Here is a 16169-nt window from a genome sequence, read left to right as displayed (position 1 = left end):
AGAACGGCTTCAATCCGGACCGGAAAGGCTTTAGGCTCTCCCGACTCTCATCTTATGGCCGGCTACCGGCCGCTCGAAACAGGATCTTGCCATGGCAATGGATGCCCACGACATCGAAAAACTGATCAAGGACGGCATTCCGGACGCCAAGGTGACGATTCGCGATCTCGCCGGTGACGGCGACCATTATGCTGCCGAAGTCGTAGCCGAAAGCTTTCGGGGAAAAAGCCGCGTGCAGCAGCACCAGATGGTCTATGACGCGTTGAAGGGGAATATGGGCGGCGTGTTGCACGCACTCGCCTTGCAGACCAGCGTTCCTGACTGACCCGCAACGGACGTAGACCGCAACCACACGAATCAGTGTCGCGACAGCCGCTTGGCCCAACACGGCCCATCCTTTGCGCCATTTCAGCCGCGGCACGGCTAACGTCTTGTTTCGGGCAATCGTTGGGTTTATTTGAAGGGATATGTTTCGAGCCTGACTCCCACAGGCGGGAAAGGATATTCCATGAGCGGCATCAACGACTACATCGACAACGAAGTGAAGGGCAACGACGTCGTCCTTTTCATGAAGGGCACGCCCGGTTTCCCGCAATGCGGATTTTCCGGTCAGGTCGTCCAGATCCTCGACTATATCGGCGCCGACTATAAAGGCGTGAACGTTCTGGACTCCGCCGAACTGCGCCAGGGCATCAAGGAATATTCCAACTGGCCAACGATCCCGCAGCTTTACGTCAAGGGCGAATTCGTCGGCGGCTGCGATATCATCCGCGAGATGTTCCAGGCGGGCGAACTCCAGACATTCCTTGTCGAAAAGGGCGTCAGCGTCAAAGGCGCCGCCTGATTTCTGTTTTCGTGCACGTCGTCCGCCTGAAACCGCCGTACAGTTTCGGGTGACGTGCACCAAACGCCAGGGCAGCCCCACCTCGGCAATTTTATGTCCTGCCCCAGGACCAAGACGAGCCAATGCGCCGGCCCGCCGGCGCATTTTCGTTTGAAAGATCGGACTTGCCGTGGACCAGCCAAAATCAGCGCCGCAATCGGCAAGCAAACTCCCTATTCCACGCTGGGAATTCATCGCCTTGTGCGCCGCGCTGATGGCGCTGAACTCGCTGGCCATCGACATCATGCTGCCGGCTCTGCAGCAGATCGGCGCCTCGCTTGGCGTCGAAAATGAAAACCACCGGCAATATGTGATCACCGCCTACATTCTGGGCTTCGGCGGCGGCCAGCTGTTCTTCGGGCCGATCTCGGATCGCTTCGGCCGTCGCGCACCGCTGGTCGCCGGGCTGGCGATCTATGTCGCCGCGGCTGCGGCGGCCGCTGTTGCACCAAGCTTTGAGACACTTCTGCTGTGCCGCGCCGTGCAAGGCATCGGTGCGGCCGCCACCCGCGTCATCGCCGTCTCGATCGTGCGCGACACATTCGACGGCCGGCGCATGGCCGAGGTGATGTCGCTGATCTTCATGGTGTTCATGGCGATACCGGTCATTGCTCCCGGCATCGGCCAGTTCATCATGCTGTTTGCGACCTGGCATTGGATCTTCGTCACCATGGCTGTCGGTGCGCTCATTGTCTCGGCCTGGTCGCTGCTGCGCCTGCCTGAAACATTGCATCCCGAACATCGCCGGCCGCTGACCGTGAACTCCATTATCGGCGGGTTTCGCATCGTGCTCACCAACCGCATTGCGATCTGCTATGCCTTCGCCAGCACCTTCGTTTTCGGCGCCATGTTCGGCTTCATCGCTTCGGCGCAGCAGATCTACGTCGACATATTCAACGTCGGCGAGATGTTCCCGGTCATCTTCGCCGGGGTTGCGGGCGTGCTTGCTTTCTCCAACTTTCTGAACTCGCGCCTTGTCGGCCGTATCGGCATGCGCCGCCTGTCGCAGAGCGCGCTGCTGCTGTTCTTGGTCATCAGCCTCGCCTGGCTGGTCGTTTCGCTGGAAATGAAGATGCCGCTGTGGCTGTTCATCACCTTCTTTGCCAGCGCCATGCTTCCGTTCGGTGCGCTCGGCGCGAATTTCAACGCGTTGGCCATGGAGCCGCTCGGCCAACTGGCCGGCACGGCGTCATCCATCCTGGGTTTCATGCAGACGTTTCTCGGCGGCATTCTCGGCACGCTGATCGGTCAGGCTTTCAACGGCACGGTGACGCCGCTGGCGGCCGGCTTCTGCAGCGTCTCGGTCGCAGCGCTGCTGATGATCTTCATCGCCGAGCGCGGCAAGATGTTCCAGCCGCACAACCCGCCCGTTTCAGGGCACATCACCGACTTGCACTGAATTGTCGTTTTTGCGCGTGTCGTTCTCCCAAAACCGGGACCGCTTCTAGGACGCACCTTCAAGGGCCGCCGTGAAGCGAGGGGCAAGCATACGCCCCGCGATTGCTCCACCCATGCTGTCCGAAAAGGGCAATGGCAGAGCGTCATCGAGTGCCCTGAGGATTGAAGCTACGAACGCCCGGCTGAGCTGGGCATCGGTCCCCAGATCGGAATATGTGGCGCGAGGCTTGCCAATCAGTGTGCCGTTGCGGCGAAGCGAGAACCGCAGCGTCAGGGACATGCCCGCGGTTCCGGGTGGCGGCTTCCAACAAGCGTAGATTGCCTCCGACATCTCCTTTATCGTGTCGACGGGATCGGGACTGCGACAGGTGCGCTCTTGCGATCTTGCTTCGTGGGAGCTGGCAAACAGGGCGGCGGCAAGAGCCGCTGCGACAATTGCGAACCGAGGTTTCATTCGAGAGCCTCCGGATTTGCGTGAGATTGCATCGCTCTTTCAGCTGGCCGCAGGAATTGATCCTATTGCGCCCAGAGCTCGCGGCGCAACTCATGCCAGCTTTCCCGATCGGGCGCGACAAGCAGGCCGCCGCCGAGATGCGAGGGCAGATAGGCGCTGCCGTCGAAGCGCGCGGCATGGCCGCCGGCCTCGGCATGGATCAGCACGCCGGCCAGATGGTCCCACGGCATCAGCTTGTTGTAGACGACGAAGTGGGCATGGCCGCTCGCCAACAGGCGGTATTCGTGCGCCGCGCAGCGATAGGCGAATTGCGACAGGATCTTGGTCTGGTTGCGCGCCAGCCGGGACCGCTCGGGTTCGGGCATATATTGCCAGGAGACCGAGCCGGTCATTTCCGAGATCGGCGCGGGTGCGGCGACATGAACCTTCTCGATGCTGCCATGCGCATGCCGGATATGGCTGCCGGCGCCCCTGGCGCCGATCAGCCAGTCCTTGCCGACCGGATCGTGGATGATGCCGGCAACGGTCTCGCCCTTGACCACGACCGCCAGCATGACGCCGAACAGCGGCACACCTGAGGCGAAGTTGAAAGTGCCGTCCACCGGGTCGATGACGAACGCCAGATCGGCATCGCCCAACCCATTTAACAGCGCTGGATTGTCGGAATAGGCCTCCTCGCCGACGACCATTGCCGAGGGGTAGCGCTCGCGCAGCCTGGCGGTGATCAGCCGCTCGGCATTGACGTCGGCTTCCGTCACCAGGTCGGCGGCCGAGGTCTTCTGGCGGATGTCGCCGTCGCCCAACCGGCGAAAGCGCGGCATGATCTCGGCCAGTGCCGCCTCAGACAGAAGACCAGCGAGCCAGTCGATCGCAGTATCGTCAAATGTCATCGGAAATGTCTTGCCTTGTGCTGAGGGTCTCGTTGAGCGCCGCGAAATCGAACAGTTTTCTGTCGAGCAGATGCGATGGCCTGCTGTTGGACAGTGCGCGCAGCATCGTATCCTTGCGGCCAGGCATGCGCTTTTCCAGGCCCTCGAGCATCGCCTTCATGGCGTTGCGCTGGAGACCTTCCTGGCTGCCGCAGAGATCGCAGGGAATGATCGGGAACTGCATGGCGGCAGCGAATCTTTCGAGGTCGACCTCGGCGCAGTAGCTCAGCGGCCGCAGCACCATGACGTCGCCCTCGTCATTGAGCAGCTTTGGCGGCATCGCTGCGAGACGGCCGCCATGGAAGAGGTTCATGAAGAAGGTCTCGAGAATGTCCTCGCGATGATGGCCGAGCACCAGCGCCGAGCACCCCTCCTCGCGCGCAATGCGGTAGAGATGGCCGCGCCTGAGGCGCGAACAGAGCGAGCAATAGGTGCTGCCCGCAGGCAGCTTGTCGGTGACGACGGAATAGGTGTCCTGATACTCGATGCGATGCGGGATGGCGTATCTGTCGAGATAGTCCGGCAGGATGTGTTTGGGGAAATTCGGCTGGCCCTGATCGAGATTGCAGGCCAGCAGATCGACCGGCAGCAGCCCGCGCCATTTGAGGTCAAGCAGCACGGCGAGCAAACCGTAGGAATCCTTGCCGCCCGAGAGGGCTACGAGCCAGCGCTGGCCGGGCTTCACCATCGAGAAATCCTCGATCGCCTGTCGGGTCAGCCGCAGCAGCCGCTTGCGCAATTTGTTGAACTCGACCGAGGACGGCACATCGGCAAACAGCGGATGGAAGCCGCCCTCGATGTCGCTGGCTGGTTCAAGCGATTCGGCGTCTGGCAGCATGTTCATGGCGTCAGTTCCAAAATCCGGGAGCAACGACTGTCCGGCGCTTCGTTGCGCCCGGAATTAGCGGAGATGGCCGACAAAGAAAAGGCAGACAAAGAAAAGGCCGCCTCGACGGGCGGCCTTTGCTTGGTATCGCAAAACGCGTTCGCTTAGCGCGAATAGAATTCGACGACCAGGTTCGGTTCCATCTGCACGGCGAACGGAACGTCCGCCAGGCCGGGGATGCGCGAGAAGGTCGCGACCATCTTGTTGTGATCGGCTTCGATGTAATCCGGCACGTCGCGTTCGGCCAGACCGACCGCTTCGAGAACGATGACCAGCTGCTTCGACTTTTCGCGCACTTCGACGACGTCGCCCGGCTTGCAGCGATACGAGCCGATGTTGACGCGCTTGCCGTTGACGTTGACGTGGCCGTGGTTGACGAACTGACGGGCGGCGAAAATGGTCGGCACGAACTTGGCGCGGTAGACGACCGCGTCGAGACGCGACTCGAGCAGGCCGATCAGGTTCTCCGAGGTGTCACCCTTGCGGCGGTCCGCCTCTTCATAGACCTTGCGGAACTGCTTTTCCGAAACGTCGCCATAGTGACCCTTCAGCTTCTGCTTGGCGCGCAGCTGCAGGCCGAAATCGGAAAGCTTGCCCTTGCGGCGCTGGCCATGCTGGCCGGGGCCGTATTCACGCTTGTTGACTGGGGACTTCGGGCGGCCCCAGATGTTTTCGCCAAGACGGCGGTCGATCTTGTACTTCGCGGATTCGCGCTTGCTCATCGCATTCCCTTTTCAAAACAACACACCCGGAACCTCATGGTCCGGGTGAAGGAAACGCGCCCTCCTCTGGCCTCCGTTTTCGAGACCTGACAGGGTTTTCCCACGCAACGCGGCGGAAAACCCACGGGACACGTCAGTTCAAACAAAACCAGAAACCAAGGCAACCGGTCTTGCGCATACAAAACAAACACCGGACATCGCTGCCCGGCGTTGGCGGCTGGTTAAACCGAGATTTAACCGGTGTCAAGCTTGTGAGTGGCGCGGCGCAATGCAAGCCTATAGCGTGCACGACGTTGATGCGATGCCGGATGTGGCGGGAGGTTTGCGCCAACGGCACCAGGAAGGGATCTGGAGCTTGAGGAGTCCAATTAGCATGAAGAAGTTCTTCCTTACCTTGGCAGGTGCCGCGGTGCTTGCAGGTTCGATGGCGGTGGCGCCCGAACCGGCGATGGCGCGCCATTGGCATGGCCACAAACAAGTCTGCCGCGTCATCGTCAAGAAGAGAGTGGTGTGGCGGCACGGTCATCGCAGGGTGATCGTCGAGCGGATACGGCGCTGCCATCGCTGGTAAGGCAAAACATTTGCCCGGAGATTTTGCTTAAGGAAACAAGGCCCGCAGTTCCGCTGCGGGCCTTGTTTCCTTGGGCCGGCGTTTCGCGAATGACACGCTCAGTCTTTCGATTTCTTTTCCGGCAGCCCTTTGCGCTTGGTCTCGGCGAATTCCTCGAGCTGCTTTTCACTCATGGATTCGTACATTCCTCTGGAGGCGCCTTTGAGCTCGCTCTTTTTCGTCTCGCCGCGCCTAGCGGAGAGTGCGGCGCCGGCGGCTTTCTGCTGAGCCTTCGAGGTGGCTGGCATGGCGGTTTCTCCTTTGCTGTCAGGAGAAACGCCAGGCTTCGGCGGTGGTTCCAGCGCCGGCGGTCCAGTCCCTCAGCCGGCTGTGCCAGCCCATCAGGCGGCCGGCTTTGGCGATTTCGTTGGCAGCCTTCCCGTCTCCGGAGCCCTGGTGTAGGACGGCTGAATGAAGTCTCTGACAGACCCCTCACAAGCTCTCTCCACCGGCCTGGCGAAAATCCGCACCGAATTCCACGTGCCAGATGGATTTCCGGCTGACGTAGTGGCCGCGGCGGAGGCGGCGGCCAGACGTCAGCCGAACCAGCATGCCGATCGAACTGATATGCCCTTCGTCACGCTCGATCCGGCGGCCTCCACCGATCTTGACCAGGCGTTCTCGATCGAGGCAAGCGGCGGCGATCTTCTCTTGCATTATGCTATTGCCGACGTGGCATGGTTCGTCGAGGACGGCGACGCACTGGATCGCGAAGCCTGGACGCGGGGCGAGACGCTGTACCTGCCGGACGGCAAGGCCGGGCTCTATCCGCCGGCAATTGCCGAGGGTGCGGCGAGCCTGTTGCCGGACGGACCGCGTCCAGCTGTTGTCTTCACCGTTCGGGTCGCTGAGGATGGTGCGGCAAAGTTGGACGGCGCGGAGCGGGCAATCATCCAAAGCCGCGCGAAGCTCGCCTATGACAGCGTAAAGGCCTCCGACGTTCCGGCCGACTTCGCCGAAATGGCGCGGCGCATGGCGGCAAACGAAGAGCGTCGCGGCGCTTCACGCGTCGACCCGCCCGAGCAGGAGGTGGAAAGGCTTGCCGATGGCAGCTTCCAGCTTTCGTTCAGACCGCTTCTGCAATCCGAGCAGGACAACGCAGCGCTTTCACTGGCCGCCAACATGGCGATCGCCGACGCCATGTTCGCGCACAAGACCGGCCTGTTCCGCGTGATGTCTGGGCCGGATGCTTCCAAGGTGCAGAGACTGCGCAACGCGGCACAGGCGCTCGGTCTGTCCTGGCCGGCCTCAACCAGCCTGAGCGACTACCAGCGCTCGCTCGATCCGGCTGATCCGAAACAGGCGGCGTTGATGCTGGAAATCCGCCGCGCAGGCAATGGCGCGTCCTACCAGCCTTACCAGGAAGGTGTCGTTCCCTGGCATGAGGCGATGGCTGCGACCTATGCCCATGCAACCGCGCCACTCAGGCGATTGGCCGATCGCTATGTCGTGCGCTGCGCGCTGGCGATCGCCAACGGCCAGCCCGTGCCGCAGGCCGTCACCGATGCGTTCGCTGGACTGCCGAAGGTGATGGGACGTGCGGATGCCCGCGCTTCGCAGATCAACCATGCGGCCATCGATCTTGCCGAGGCGGTGATGCTCAGGGGACGCGAAGGGGAAACGTTCAAGGCCGTCGTCACCGACTTCGTCGATCATGGCGTGCGCGTTCAGCTTGCCGACATGCCTGTCGTTGCCACCGTAAAGGCCTCCGGTCTCAGGCAGGGCGACGGTGTGACGCTAAAGCTGGCCTCTGCCGATCCGGATCAACGCAGCATCGTCTTCGAACCTGTTTGAGCAGCTGGCGTTCCGCCGCTTTAGGTCCCTGTTTTATGCATGTCGTTCTCCCAAAACCGAGATCACTTTTGGGCGACATGCATTAGCGCATGGACAGTCCAAAGCCCTGCATCAGCCGGCCAACGGCGAAATCCGCCTTGCCTGACGTGAAGACGGCGATATCGGGCTCGCTTTGCGGCACCAGCCCATTGACGGGCGGCAGCAGCGAAAGGGCACGCCGGGCGATCGCTTCGGCCGGATCGATCCAGTCAACCGGCCAGGGCGCGGTCTTGCGCATGCGGTTGACCAGAAACGGGTAGTGGGTGCAGGCCAGCACGACGATGTCGGTCCTGAGCCCCTCATGCTCCATGAAACAGGGCGCGATCTCGGCGCGCACGGCTTCCTCGTCGACAAAGCCCTCGCGCATATAGACTTCGGCAAGGCCGGCAAGCCTGTCGCTGCCAACCAGGCGGACATGGCATTTCTGCGCCCATTTGCTGATCAGGTCGCGCGTGTATTGCCGCTTCACCGTGCCTGGCGTCGCAAGCACGGAGACCAGGCCGGAGCGGGTACGCTCCGCCGCCGGCTTGACCGCCGGCACTGTGCCGACAAAGGGATGGCCCGGAAATCTCTCGCGCAGCGCATCGATCACCAGCGTCGAGGCGGTGTTGCAGGCGATGACGGAAATCGCCGGCGCAAACCGGTCCAGCAATTTGGCGAAGAGATCGAGTATATGGGTGCGCAGCGCCGGTTCTTCCCAGGCGCCGAAAGGAAAGGCCGCGTCGTCCGCGACATAGATGAAGCGCCGGTCCGGCATCAGCACGCGCGCCTCGCGCAGCACGGTCAGCCCGCCGACGCCGGAATCGAACATCAGGATCGGCTGGTCAGTCATTGTCGGTTCCCTTGCCGCCAAGTGGCGGCGCGTCCTCATCGTCTCCGGCGGGCTTGTGCGCCTGGCGTTCTGCCTCTGCCTTGCCGGCTCGGGCGGCGGCCGGAAGCCGCCTTGGGTCGTCTCCCGGCGAGCCGTCGCCGCGCGGCATCGCCGGCGAAAACCTGTCGAGCGACGAGATGATGCCGCGCAGCACCTTGAGCTCCGGTTCGGCAAAGCCAGCGCGCGTCAGCACCGCACGCAGATTGTCGACCATTTTCGGCTTCTTTGGTGCCGGCCGGAAATAGCCGCGCGCTTCCAGGGCGCCTTCGAGATAGGCGAACAGACCGTGCAGCTCTTCCTTGCTTGCCGGCTTCATGTCCGGACCCGAAAAATTGGTCTTCGTCTCGTCTTCCAGGCCGGACTTCATCCACTCGTAGGACATCAGCAGCGCGGCCTGGGCGATGTTGAGCGAGGAGAAATCAGGATCGACCGGGAAGGTGACGATCTCGTCGGCAAGGCCGACCTCGTCATTGTAGAGGCCGAAGCGTTCGCGCCCGAACAGGATGCCGGTGCGCTGGCCCATTGCGTGACGGGCCCGCAGCACCCTGCCCGCCTCCACCGGCCCGCGCACGGATTTGAAGCCATCGCGCTGCCTGGCCGTGGTGGCGAAAACAAAGTTCAGGTCGGCGAGCGCCGAGGCCAGATCGTCGAAGACGGTGACGGCGTCGATGACATGATCGGCGCGGCTGGCCGCCGCGCGTGCCTTCTCGCTCGGCCAACCGTCACGCGGGTTGACGAGACGCAGCTCCGACAGACCGAAATTGGCCATGGCGCGAGCGACCATGCCGATGTTCTCGCCAAGCTGCGGCTCGACGAGAATGATCGCCGGGCCGGCGGTCATGAGGCCGCGCTGAAAGTCCGTTCCTGCCATGTGTCCCAGATGGTTGCACTACGAAGTCGCAGCGTCCTGCCATATCGATACGGCTTTTTGAAGAGCGGTCGGCTGCCCGACTGACAAATAGCCTTAGCGCATACCCGCTTGCCTCGTTTGCATGAAGGACGGGCCGGCGAAAATGACCGTACGTGTCTAGGCAAACCAATTGTCGCGTGGCGCATGCAAAAAATAATGAGCGCGCCCCTCGGTGCCGGGAACGGAAGACATCCAATCTTGTTTACTGCCTCATCGCGCCACCTTGCATCCCGCACCGCCGGCAAATGTACCGTCCCATGCTCGCTGTCCGCATTGACGATGTTTTCCTGTCGTACAAATCATCTACGATCCAAATGCATATTTATTTACGACAGCGCATCGCGTCACTGGAAAATCAAATTAGAACGAGGTAATATCCAACCCGCTTGGGGTTCAATGTGCATCGACGAATGGTAGTTGGAAGGCGGATTGCGTCTTGCATGCTCCCGTCATTTATCTGCGCCCCAAGTATTTCGACACGGGTTTCAACGGCCGACACAGGCGTTGGCCATAATCTTAGGAGGGGCAAATGAAAGTGGCACGGTTTTTCCTTTCACTCGCGATATTGATTCTGGCGTCGGGCTTCCTGATTGCGCCAGCTTCCGCGCAAGCGACCAGGACATGGGTTTCCGGTGTTGGCGACGACGCCAATCCCTGCAGCCGCACGGCGCCTTGCAAGACGTTTGCCGGCGCGATTTCCAAGACGGCGGTAGGCGGAGAGATCAACGTACTCGATCCAGGCGGTTTTGGCGGCGTGACGATTACAAAGTCCATCACGATTCGATCCGATCATGTCGAGGCAGGCGTACTCGTCTCAGGGACCAACGCGATTATTGTCAATGCTGGAGCCACCGGCAAAGTGGTGTTAGAGGGGCTCGACATTGAAGGCCTCGCGACAGGTCTTAATGGCGTGAACATCCTCAGCGGGCAGGTCGTCTACATCATTCGATGCGATATCCGACACTTCACGCAAAATGGTGTCAATTCCATCAGCAGCACAGCAGGAGCGAGGGTCTTTATCCAAGACTCGACCATCAACCAGAATGGCGGAGGTGTGAATGTGCAGGGCAATGGCGTCGGGAACATTGCAGCTCTAAACAGAGTTCTTGTCGACGGCAACACGACTTTTGCAATTCAGGCCACCAACGCCGGCAATGTTCTGGCGGTAGCAAATAGCGTGCTCAATGGAAGCCCTAGCGCAATAACTCTAACCGGCGGCGCAACTGCAACTTCGTTCGGCCCAAGCAATGTTGTTTCGGGAGCGGGCGCGTTCACAACGACGACCCCATTTAAGTAGACGATTCGAGGCGGCCTGCTCCACCGGCCTTTTTTAGCTTGACGCGCCAAGCGTTGTCCGGCGGGAAAATGTGGGGACGCCGCTATTGAGATAGATCGGTGGCGACATGGTGATGCGATGGATAGGGACTGCCTATCGAATAGGGAGACCGCAATCTTGTGACCTGTGAAACGAGTTTGACATTTGCATCTCAGCCGACATAATCGCAGCGCAAATGTTAAACTCAAGGTTCCACAAATGCATGTCGCGTAAAAGTGACCTCGGTTTTGCGACAACGACATGCATCAAGCAATAGCCTAGAGCGCGTCGCCTGAATCTGTTTCAGCGCGACGCGCTCTGGAAAAATCATAAAGTTGCGAGTGGTCCTCACGATTCCAAATTTCGCTTCGATGGCCGGTATGAGGGGATGCGAACGTTGGAATGGGACCGCTGGCCAAGGGTGAACCAGTGACCTTGGCGCGCGGCTCATGGATCAATTGCCGGCCTACAGATGGAACTGCTTTGGATCAGCAGACTGAAGGTGCCGGAAGCCTGCGCGCCACATGACGATGAAATTCAAGTCGCCCTACCGGCATCGCTCCGTTGTTCCAGATTTACCGGCTCCGTCTGAGTATTCGGCGTTGCTCGATGAGATCACGGCGAACGGCTGGTACTCCAATTTCGGCCCACTTGTACGTCGATTGGAACTCCGCTTGTTGGATGCCTTCGGCAGACCAACCGAGTGCTGTGTGTCGTGCTCAAGCGCAACGACCGGCTTGTCGGCGGCGTTGTTGGCAGCTGATGTAACCGGTGAAGTTCTGGTCCCGGCGTTTACGTTTGCTGCATCGTTGGGAGCAATACGAGCAGCGGGGATGACGCCCGTCGTCGTCGACGTCGATCCTGAAAGTTGGGTGATAGACGGCGATCTCCTCTGTCAGGCGCTGACCGAGACAGGCGCTCGCGCCGTCATGTTGGTGGCTCCGTTCGGAATTGCATACGATTGGACAAAGGAAATAGCTGTGTGCAGAGAGCACGGGGCCGCAGTCATCATCGACAACGCATCAGGGCTTGGCGGCCCCCGCGCGCTTCATGGGAATGGTGAGAACATTTTCGAAGTTTTCTCGATGCATGCGACCAAACCCTTCGCGATTGGGGAAGGTGGCGCGATCTTTGCGAGTCTAAAATCAGATATGCCGCTGCGGGCCGCACTTAATTTTGGCCTTGCATCTTACCAAAACGCGCACGGTCCCTTCTGGGGCTTTAATGGAAAGATGTCCGAGTTACATGCCGCTGTCGGCCTCGCCCAACTCGCGCGTTTCGATAGAATTGTTCGCCAACGCCAAGCCTATGTTCGTCGCTACCTGGCTCGACTCGCAACCTATTCCAACCTTCGCTATCCTTTGGATTCGGAGGCGGCGTCCTGGCAGCTCTTTCCCATCCTAATGCCAACCCCGCAGATCGCGGAGCGCTTTGTCGCGACAGCGGCAAACGAGGGTCTCGAGATACGCCGCTACTATCGCCCCAGTCTTTCCGAGTGGCCTTCAACGCGGATCTTCAGCCCATGCAGAGTTGCCGAAGATCTCGCCGAAAGGATGTGCGCGCTTCCAGTTCGTTCCGCTGAACCGGATGCAGACCTGGTCATGAAAATCGTATTTGAGGCACTCGATGTCGCACTTGATTGATCCCTCAGCCGGCAGCCATGTCGGCAACTTGCATGTCGACACGCCAAAGGCCGCAAAAACTGTTGAGTTCAGAATACCGATCTCGCCGACACAGATTTTCTTCTCTCAAGTGCGGTTCTTCAATTTCGCACTCCGGCGCTTTTCCGATCGGAGGTATCGCGATGCCCGCCTGTCGATTACGGTGGGCGACCGATGCGATCTCGATGCGGTGCGGCGCGAAAACCGATGGAGCGAGAATTTCAACATCAATTGGGAACGAACACCCGATGATGTTTTTGCAGATTTCCATTGGGCCGGAACAGCTATCTGGCGTTTTTGTACGCCAGCCACTGCGGATGTTGTCGTACATTGCGATGCTGACACCGTGTTACTTTGTGATATCGACCCACTCGTGGACGAATTTACTTCGTACGCGCCTACAATAAAAGGACATATGGCGCATTTCCCGCCAGCTCTTGGCGCTAACCCTAGTGTCCCTCAACCGAATAGTGCTGATTTTTGGCCAGCCCTGTTCCGAATTTTCAATTTGCCATGGCCGGCCAAAACTTATCCTTATTCGATCGATCCCAATCACCGCTTTCCGATCTCGCCGGCCTATTTCAATCTGGGGTTCGTGGCGATGAATCCGAAAGCTTTGGATTTCTTGGCAACCGAGATATGGGCGACGATGCGTAGTGTGGCAGACGCCACCGGCGATAGTTACTTTAAATGTCAGATTGCGCTTACACTCGCTGCATATCAAACAGGATGTATCATTGACGTTCTGCCTGCGGAGTACAACGCAGCCAACGACCTCGCGCATCTCAACGCGAACAAACTAACGGCGGACAAAATTCGTGTTCTACATTTCCTCCGGAACGACGAAATCGACCGCCGCGAACTGCAGCCTGCTCTCATTGACGATATGCTTGCGCGCAATTTGACTAATCCTGCGAATCTTGCCTGGCAAGACCTGGTTCGCGAATACCGGAATTTGGACAGAAACACCTAAATCGAGCTTGAGATGGCTTTTGGACTGAACAGCGATTTTCTCACACGAGAACAATTAGAAAATTTAGGATTTTCGAAAATTGGCGATGACGTTCTGATCCACAGGACGGCTGTTATTGTTGATTGCTCTCGAATATCTATTGGCTCACGGATAAGGGTCGATCCATTCGTCGTTATTTCTAATCGGGGCGGGGTGGAGTTCGGGAACAACGTCCACATAGGCAGCCACTCGGTGTTGGCAGGCGCAGGTGAGATACGACTGGGAGATTTCGTCAACATATCTCACTACGTGGGCATATACACATCAAACGAGGACACTAGCGGGAGGACATTGAGCCATCCTACCGTTCCAGGTGGAGGCGCCCGTTCGGCGTCGATCATCTTTGGCCGTCATTCAGCCGTTGGCCATGGGAGCATGGTCCTCCCCGGAGCTCGATTCGATGAAGGGTCGATACTGGGAGCCATGTCGCGAATCAGCAGGCCGATGAAAGCTTGGACGAACTATGCCGGTGTCCCTGCTCGGCGGATGACAGAGCGTCGACGGGATACGCTGGCTTTTGAAGAAGAATATTTAACTTCGCTACAAACACCGTGATTATCGGCCGCTGTGCAAGTATGTCGGCCCTGTTTCCAAAGGTCGTAAATGCGCTGACGCTGGTTCACGGTATTCGAAGAGCGCCCGCTCACGAACAGCAAGACAAGCGTCACGTAACTGTAGTCGAGGACAGGTGAGAACGAGCCTTCGGTGAGCCCTTGGCGTCCGGCCATTGCCTTTGCTATAGGCCGATATCTCACCTGCGTCCCGTAGTAGCGAAAGGCTTCCCCAATGCCAAAAATCAAAGTCGAAAATCCTGTCGTCGAACTCGACGGCGACGAGATGACCCGCATCATCTGGCAGTTCATCAAGGACAAGCTGATCCACCCTTATCTCGACCTCAAGCTCGAATATTACGATCTCGGCATCGAGCATCGTGACGCCACCAACGACCAGGTGACCATCGATTCGGCCAATGCCATCAAAAAATACGGCGTCGGCGTGAAATGCGCGACGATCACCCCCGACGAGCAGCGCGTCGAGGAATTCAAGCTGAAGAAGATGTGGAAGTCGCCGAACGGCACCATCCGCAACATCCTCGGCGGCACGATCTTCCGCGAGCCGATCATCATGAAGAACGTGCCGCGCCTGGTGCCCGGCTGGACCAAGCCGATCATCGTCGGCCGTCACGCTTTCGGCGACCAGTACCGCGCCACCGATTTCCGCTTCCCCGGCAAGGGCAAGCTGACGATCAAGTTCGTCGGCGAGGACGGCAAGGTGATCGAGCATGATGTCTACGACGCACCGGGCGCCGGCGTCGCCATGGCGATGTACAATCTCGACGACTCGATCCGCGAATTTGCGCGGGCCTCGCTGAATTACGGACTGCTACGCAATTATCCGGTCTATCTGTCGACCAAGAACACCATCCTCAAGGCCTATGACGGCCGCTTCAAGGACATCTTCCAGGAGGTCTACGAGGCCGAGTTCGAAGCCGAATTCAAGTCGAAGAAGCTGTGGTACGAACACCGCCTGATCGACGACATGGTGGCCTCCAGCCTGAAATGGTCGGGCGGCTATGTCTGGGCCTGCAAGAACTATGATGGCGACGTCCAGTCCGACACGGTGGCGCAGGGTTTTGGGTCGCTCGGCCTGATGACCTCGGTGCTGATGACGCCGGACGGCAAGACGGTGGAAGCGGAAGCCGCGCACGGCACCGTCACCCGCCACTATCGCCAGCACCAGAAGGGCGAGGAAACCTCGACCAATTCGATCGCCTCGATCTTCGCCTGGACGCGGGGGCTGGCCCACCGTGCCAAGCTCGACGACAATGCCGAACTGAAGCGCTTTGCCGAGACGCTGGAAAAGGTCTGCATCCAGACGGTCGAGTCCGGCTTCATGACCAAGGACCTGTCGCTGCTGATCGGCCCCGACCAGCCTTGGCTGTCGACCACCGGCTTCCTTGACAAGATCGACGAGAACCTGCAGAAGGCGATGGCGTAACCAGCCGAGCCTGGGAAGGCTATCATGGGCAAGCCCATCGTCTATGGGGCGGACTACAGCGTCTATGTGCGCATCGTCCGCCTCGTGCTTGCGGAAAAGGGCATCGACTACGAGCTTGTGCCGGTCGATGTCTTTGCCGCCGAGGGCATTCCCGCCTGGTATTTCGAACATCACCCGTTCGGCCGCATCCCGGCCTTCGAGCATGACGGGTTTCGCCTGTTCGAGACGAGCGCGATTGCGCGCTATGTCGACGAAGCTTTTGACGGGCCGGCGTTGCAGCCGAAGGACCCGCGCGGCCGTGCGCGGATGAACCAGATCATCGGCGTTCTCGACGCCTACGCCTATCGTTCGATGGTCTGGGATGTCGCCGTTGAGCGGCTGGAGAAGGAGCCACCCGACGAGACGTTGATCGCCAGCGGGCTCTCACAGGCGAGCAAAGCGCTTCAGACACTCTCCTCGCGGAAAGCGCCGGGGCCGTGGTTGTTGGGCGATCGGCTGACACTGGCCGATCTGCATGCCGCTCCGATCATCGGTTATTTCGTCAAGGTCGCAGAGGGGCAAGGCCTGTTGGCGCGGTTCGCAGATATCCAGGACTGGTATGCGCGCATCGCGGCTCGGCCGAGCTTCGTGCGGACTGAAAAAGTCGGCTGATAAGTATTGAGCCGTCCGCGGGACAGCGCCCCCCTC

17 protein-coding genes are annotated in these 16169 nt (G+C 59.8%); 10 read left to right on the top strand and 7 right to left on the bottom strand.

Going from position 1 to position 16169, the window contains the following annotated elements; all coding sequences use genetic code 11:
• Positions 1-91 precede the first annotated feature (91 nt).
• From FCU66_RS23680 to FCU66_RS23670, 3 genes are all read left to right on the top strand, one after another.
• Complete coding sequence (locus tag FCU66_RS23680; RefSeq protein ID WP_010909092.1) at positions 92-325, top strand: BolA/IbaG family iron-sulfur metabolism protein; 234 nt, start codon at positions 92-94, stop codon at positions 323-325.
• Between the two features lie 183 nt (positions 326-508).
• Entirely contained in the window at positions 509-844 is a 336-nt protein-coding gene (grxD, locus tag FCU66_RS23675) for a Grx4 family monothiol glutaredoxin (RefSeq protein ID WP_006332883.1), read from the top strand.
• A gap of 169 nt (positions 845-1013) precedes the next feature.
• Positions 1014-2282: a multidrug effflux MFS transporter gene (locus FCU66_RS23670; RefSeq protein ID WP_136618784.1), complete on the top strand. Its 1269-nt coding sequence runs from the start codon at positions 1014-1016 to the stop codon at positions 2280-2282.
• A 45-nt stretch (positions 2283-2327) separates the two neighbouring features.
• Here FCU66_RS23670 and FCU66_RS42660 read toward each other — a convergent pair whose 3' ends face one another.
• From FCU66_RS42660 to rpsD, 4 genes are all read right to left on the bottom strand, one after another.
• Positions 2328-2735: a TonB C-terminal domain-containing protein gene (locus FCU66_RS42660; protein ID WP_136618783.1), complete on the bottom strand. Its 408-nt coding sequence runs from the start codon at positions 2733-2735 to the stop codon at positions 2328-2330.
• A gap of 62 nt (positions 2736-2797) precedes the next feature.
• Entirely contained in the window at positions 2798-3625 is an 828-nt protein-coding gene (locus tag FCU66_RS23660; protein WP_136618782.1) for an inositol monophosphatase family protein, read from the bottom strand.
• Complete coding sequence (gene ttcA, locus FCU66_RS23655) at positions 3615-4508, bottom strand: tRNA 2-thiocytidine(32) synthetase TtcA (RefSeq protein ID WP_136618781.1); 894 nt, start codon at positions 4506-4508, stop codon at positions 3615-3617. The genes FCU66_RS23660 and ttcA overlap by 11 nt, the downstream gene beginning before the upstream one ends.
• A 146-nt stretch (positions 4509-4654) precedes the next feature.
• Entirely contained in the window at positions 4655-5272 is a 618-nt protein-coding gene (gene rpsD / locus FCU66_RS23650) for a 30S ribosomal protein S4 (protein ID WP_023759539.1), read from the bottom strand.
• Positions 5273-5645: 373 nt separating this feature from the next.
• Here rpsD and FCU66_RS23645 point away from each other — a divergent pair, with 373 nt between their 5' ends.
• Positions 5646-5843 carry a hypothetical protein gene (locus tag FCU66_RS23645; protein ID WP_136618780.1) on the top strand — a complete coding sequence of 66 codons (198 nt, stop codon included), beginning with the start codon at positions 5646-5648 and terminating at the stop codon, positions 5841-5843.
• A gap of 98 nt (positions 5844-5941) precedes the next feature.
• Here FCU66_RS23645 and FCU66_RS23640 read toward each other — a convergent pair whose 3' ends face one another.
• Positions 5942-6130, bottom strand: coding sequence for a DUF3008 family protein (locus FCU66_RS23640; RefSeq protein WP_136618779.1), 189 nt, complete (start codon positions 6128-6130; stop codon positions 5942-5944).
• A 163-nt stretch (positions 6131-6293) separates the two neighbouring features.
• Between FCU66_RS23640 and FCU66_RS23635 the strand changes: the two genes are divergently transcribed.
• A complete protein-coding gene (locus FCU66_RS23635) occupies positions 6294-7676 on the top strand; it encodes an RNB domain-containing ribonuclease (protein WP_136618778.1) in 1383 nt (460 codons plus the stop codon).
• 82 nt (positions 7677-7758) lie between these two features.
• Here FCU66_RS23635 and murI read toward each other — a convergent pair whose 3' ends face one another.
• Positions 7759-8547, bottom strand: coding sequence for a glutamate racemase (murI, locus tag FCU66_RS23630; RefSeq protein WP_136618777.1), 789 nt, complete (start codon positions 8545-8547; stop codon positions 7759-7761).
• Positions 8540-9457, bottom strand: a complete 918-nt coding sequence (locus tag FCU66_RS23625; RefSeq protein WP_136618776.1) for an RNA methyltransferase — start codon at positions 9455-9457, stop codon at positions 8540-8542. The genes murI and FCU66_RS23625 overlap by 8 nt, the downstream gene beginning before the upstream one ends.
• A 568-nt stretch (positions 9458-10025) precedes the next feature.
• Between FCU66_RS23625 and FCU66_RS23620 the strand changes: the two genes are divergently transcribed.
• From FCU66_RS23620 to FCU66_RS23600, 5 genes are all read left to right on the top strand, one after another.
• Positions 10026-10793: a hypothetical protein gene (locus tag FCU66_RS23620; RefSeq protein ID WP_136618775.1), complete on the top strand. Its 768-nt coding sequence runs from the start codon at positions 10026-10028 to the stop codon at positions 10791-10793.
• Between the two features lie 542 nt (positions 10794-11335).
• Positions 11336-12454, top strand: a complete 1119-nt coding sequence (locus FCU66_RS23615; RefSeq protein WP_136618774.1) for a DegT/DnrJ/EryC1/StrS family aminotransferase — start codon at positions 11336-11338, stop codon at positions 12452-12454.
• Positions 12438-13445, top strand: coding sequence for a hypothetical protein (locus tag FCU66_RS23610; protein ID WP_136618773.1), 1008 nt, complete (start codon positions 12438-12440; stop codon positions 13443-13445). Before FCU66_RS23615 ends, FCU66_RS23610 begins: the two co-directional genes overlap by 17 nt.
• 825 nt (positions 13446-14270) lie before the next feature.
• A complete protein-coding gene (locus FCU66_RS23605; protein ID WP_136618772.1) occupies positions 14271-15482 on the top strand; it encodes an NADP-dependent isocitrate dehydrogenase in 1212 nt (403 codons plus the stop codon).
• Between the two features lie 24 nt (positions 15483-15506).
• Positions 15507-16133 carry a glutathione S-transferase family protein gene (locus FCU66_RS23600; RefSeq protein ID WP_136618771.1) on the top strand — a complete coding sequence of 209 codons (627 nt, stop codon included), beginning with the start codon at positions 15507-15509 and terminating at the stop codon, positions 16131-16133.
• The last annotated feature ends 36 nt before the right edge of the window (positions 16134-16169 follow it).

Origin of the sequence: Mesorhizobium norvegicum, assembly GCF_004919685.1 — a bacterium.
Taxonomy (GTDB): Bacteria; Pseudomonadota; Alphaproteobacteria; order Rhizobiales; family Rhizobiaceae; genus Mesorhizobium; species Mesorhizobium norvegicum.
The sequence above is the reverse complement of the archived record's forward strand: the minus strand, read 5'-3'. Positions and strand labels throughout refer to the sequence as shown.

Excerpts from the sequence above, each read along its gene's own strand:
- ttcA (WP_136618781.1), bottom strand. The coding sequence starts at position 4,508 with ATGAACATGCTGCCAGACGCCGAATCGCTTGAACCAGCCAGCGACATC.
- FCU66_RS23620 (WP_136618775.1), top strand. The coding sequence starts at position 10,026 with ATGAAAGTGGCACGGTTTTTCCTTTCACTCGCGATATTGATTCTGGCG.
- FCU66_RS23615 (WP_136618774.1), top strand. The coding sequence starts at position 11,336 with ATGACGATGAAATTCAAGTCGCCCTACCGGCATCGCTCCGTTGTTCCA.
- grxD (WP_006332883.1), top strand. The coding sequence starts at position 509 with ATGAGCGGCATCAACGACTACATCGACAACGAAGTGAAGGGCAACGAC.
- rpsD (WP_023759539.1), bottom strand. The coding sequence starts at position 5,272 with ATGAGCAAGCGCGAATCCGCGAAGTACAAGATCGACCGCCGTCTTGGC.
- FCU66_RS42660 (WP_136618783.1), bottom strand. The coding sequence starts at position 2,735 with ATGAAACCTCGGTTCGCAATTGTCGCAGCGGCTCTTGCCGCCGCCCTG.
- FCU66_RS23635 (WP_136618778.1), top strand. The coding sequence starts at position 6,294 with ATGAAGTCTCTGACAGACCCCTCACAAGCTCTCTCCACCGGCCTGGCG.
- FCU66_RS23660 (WP_136618782.1), bottom strand. The coding sequence starts at position 3,625 with ATGACATTTGACGATACTGCGATCGACTGGCTCGCTGGTCTTCTGTCT.
- FCU66_RS23605 (WP_136618772.1), top strand. The coding sequence starts at position 14,271 with ATGCCAAAAATCAAAGTCGAAAATCCTGTCGTCGAACTCGACGGCGAC.
- FCU66_RS23640 (WP_136618779.1), bottom strand. The coding sequence starts at position 6,130 with ATGCCAGCCACCTCGAAGGCTCAGCAGAAAGCCGCCGGCGCCGCACTC.
- murI (WP_136618777.1), bottom strand. The coding sequence starts at position 8,547 with ATGACTGACCAGCCGATCCTGATGTTCGATTCCGGCGTCGGCGGGCTG.
- FCU66_RS23625 (WP_136618776.1), bottom strand. The coding sequence starts at position 9,457 with ATGGCAGGAACGGACTTTCAGCGCGGCCTCATGACCGCCGGCCCGGCG.
- FCU66_RS23600 (WP_136618771.1), top strand. The coding sequence starts at position 15,507 with ATGGGCAAGCCCATCGTCTATGGGGCGGACTACAGCGTCTATGTGCGC.
- FCU66_RS23680 (WP_010909092.1), top strand. The coding sequence starts at position 92 with ATGGCAATGGATGCCCACGACATCGAAAAACTGATCAAGGACGGCATT.
- FCU66_RS23645 (WP_136618780.1), top strand. The coding sequence starts at position 5,646 with ATGAAGAAGTTCTTCCTTACCTTGGCAGGTGCCGCGGTGCTTGCAGGT.
- FCU66_RS23610 (WP_136618773.1), top strand. The coding sequence starts at position 12,438 with ATGTCGCACTTGATTGATCCCTCAGCCGGCAGCCATGTCGGCAACTTG.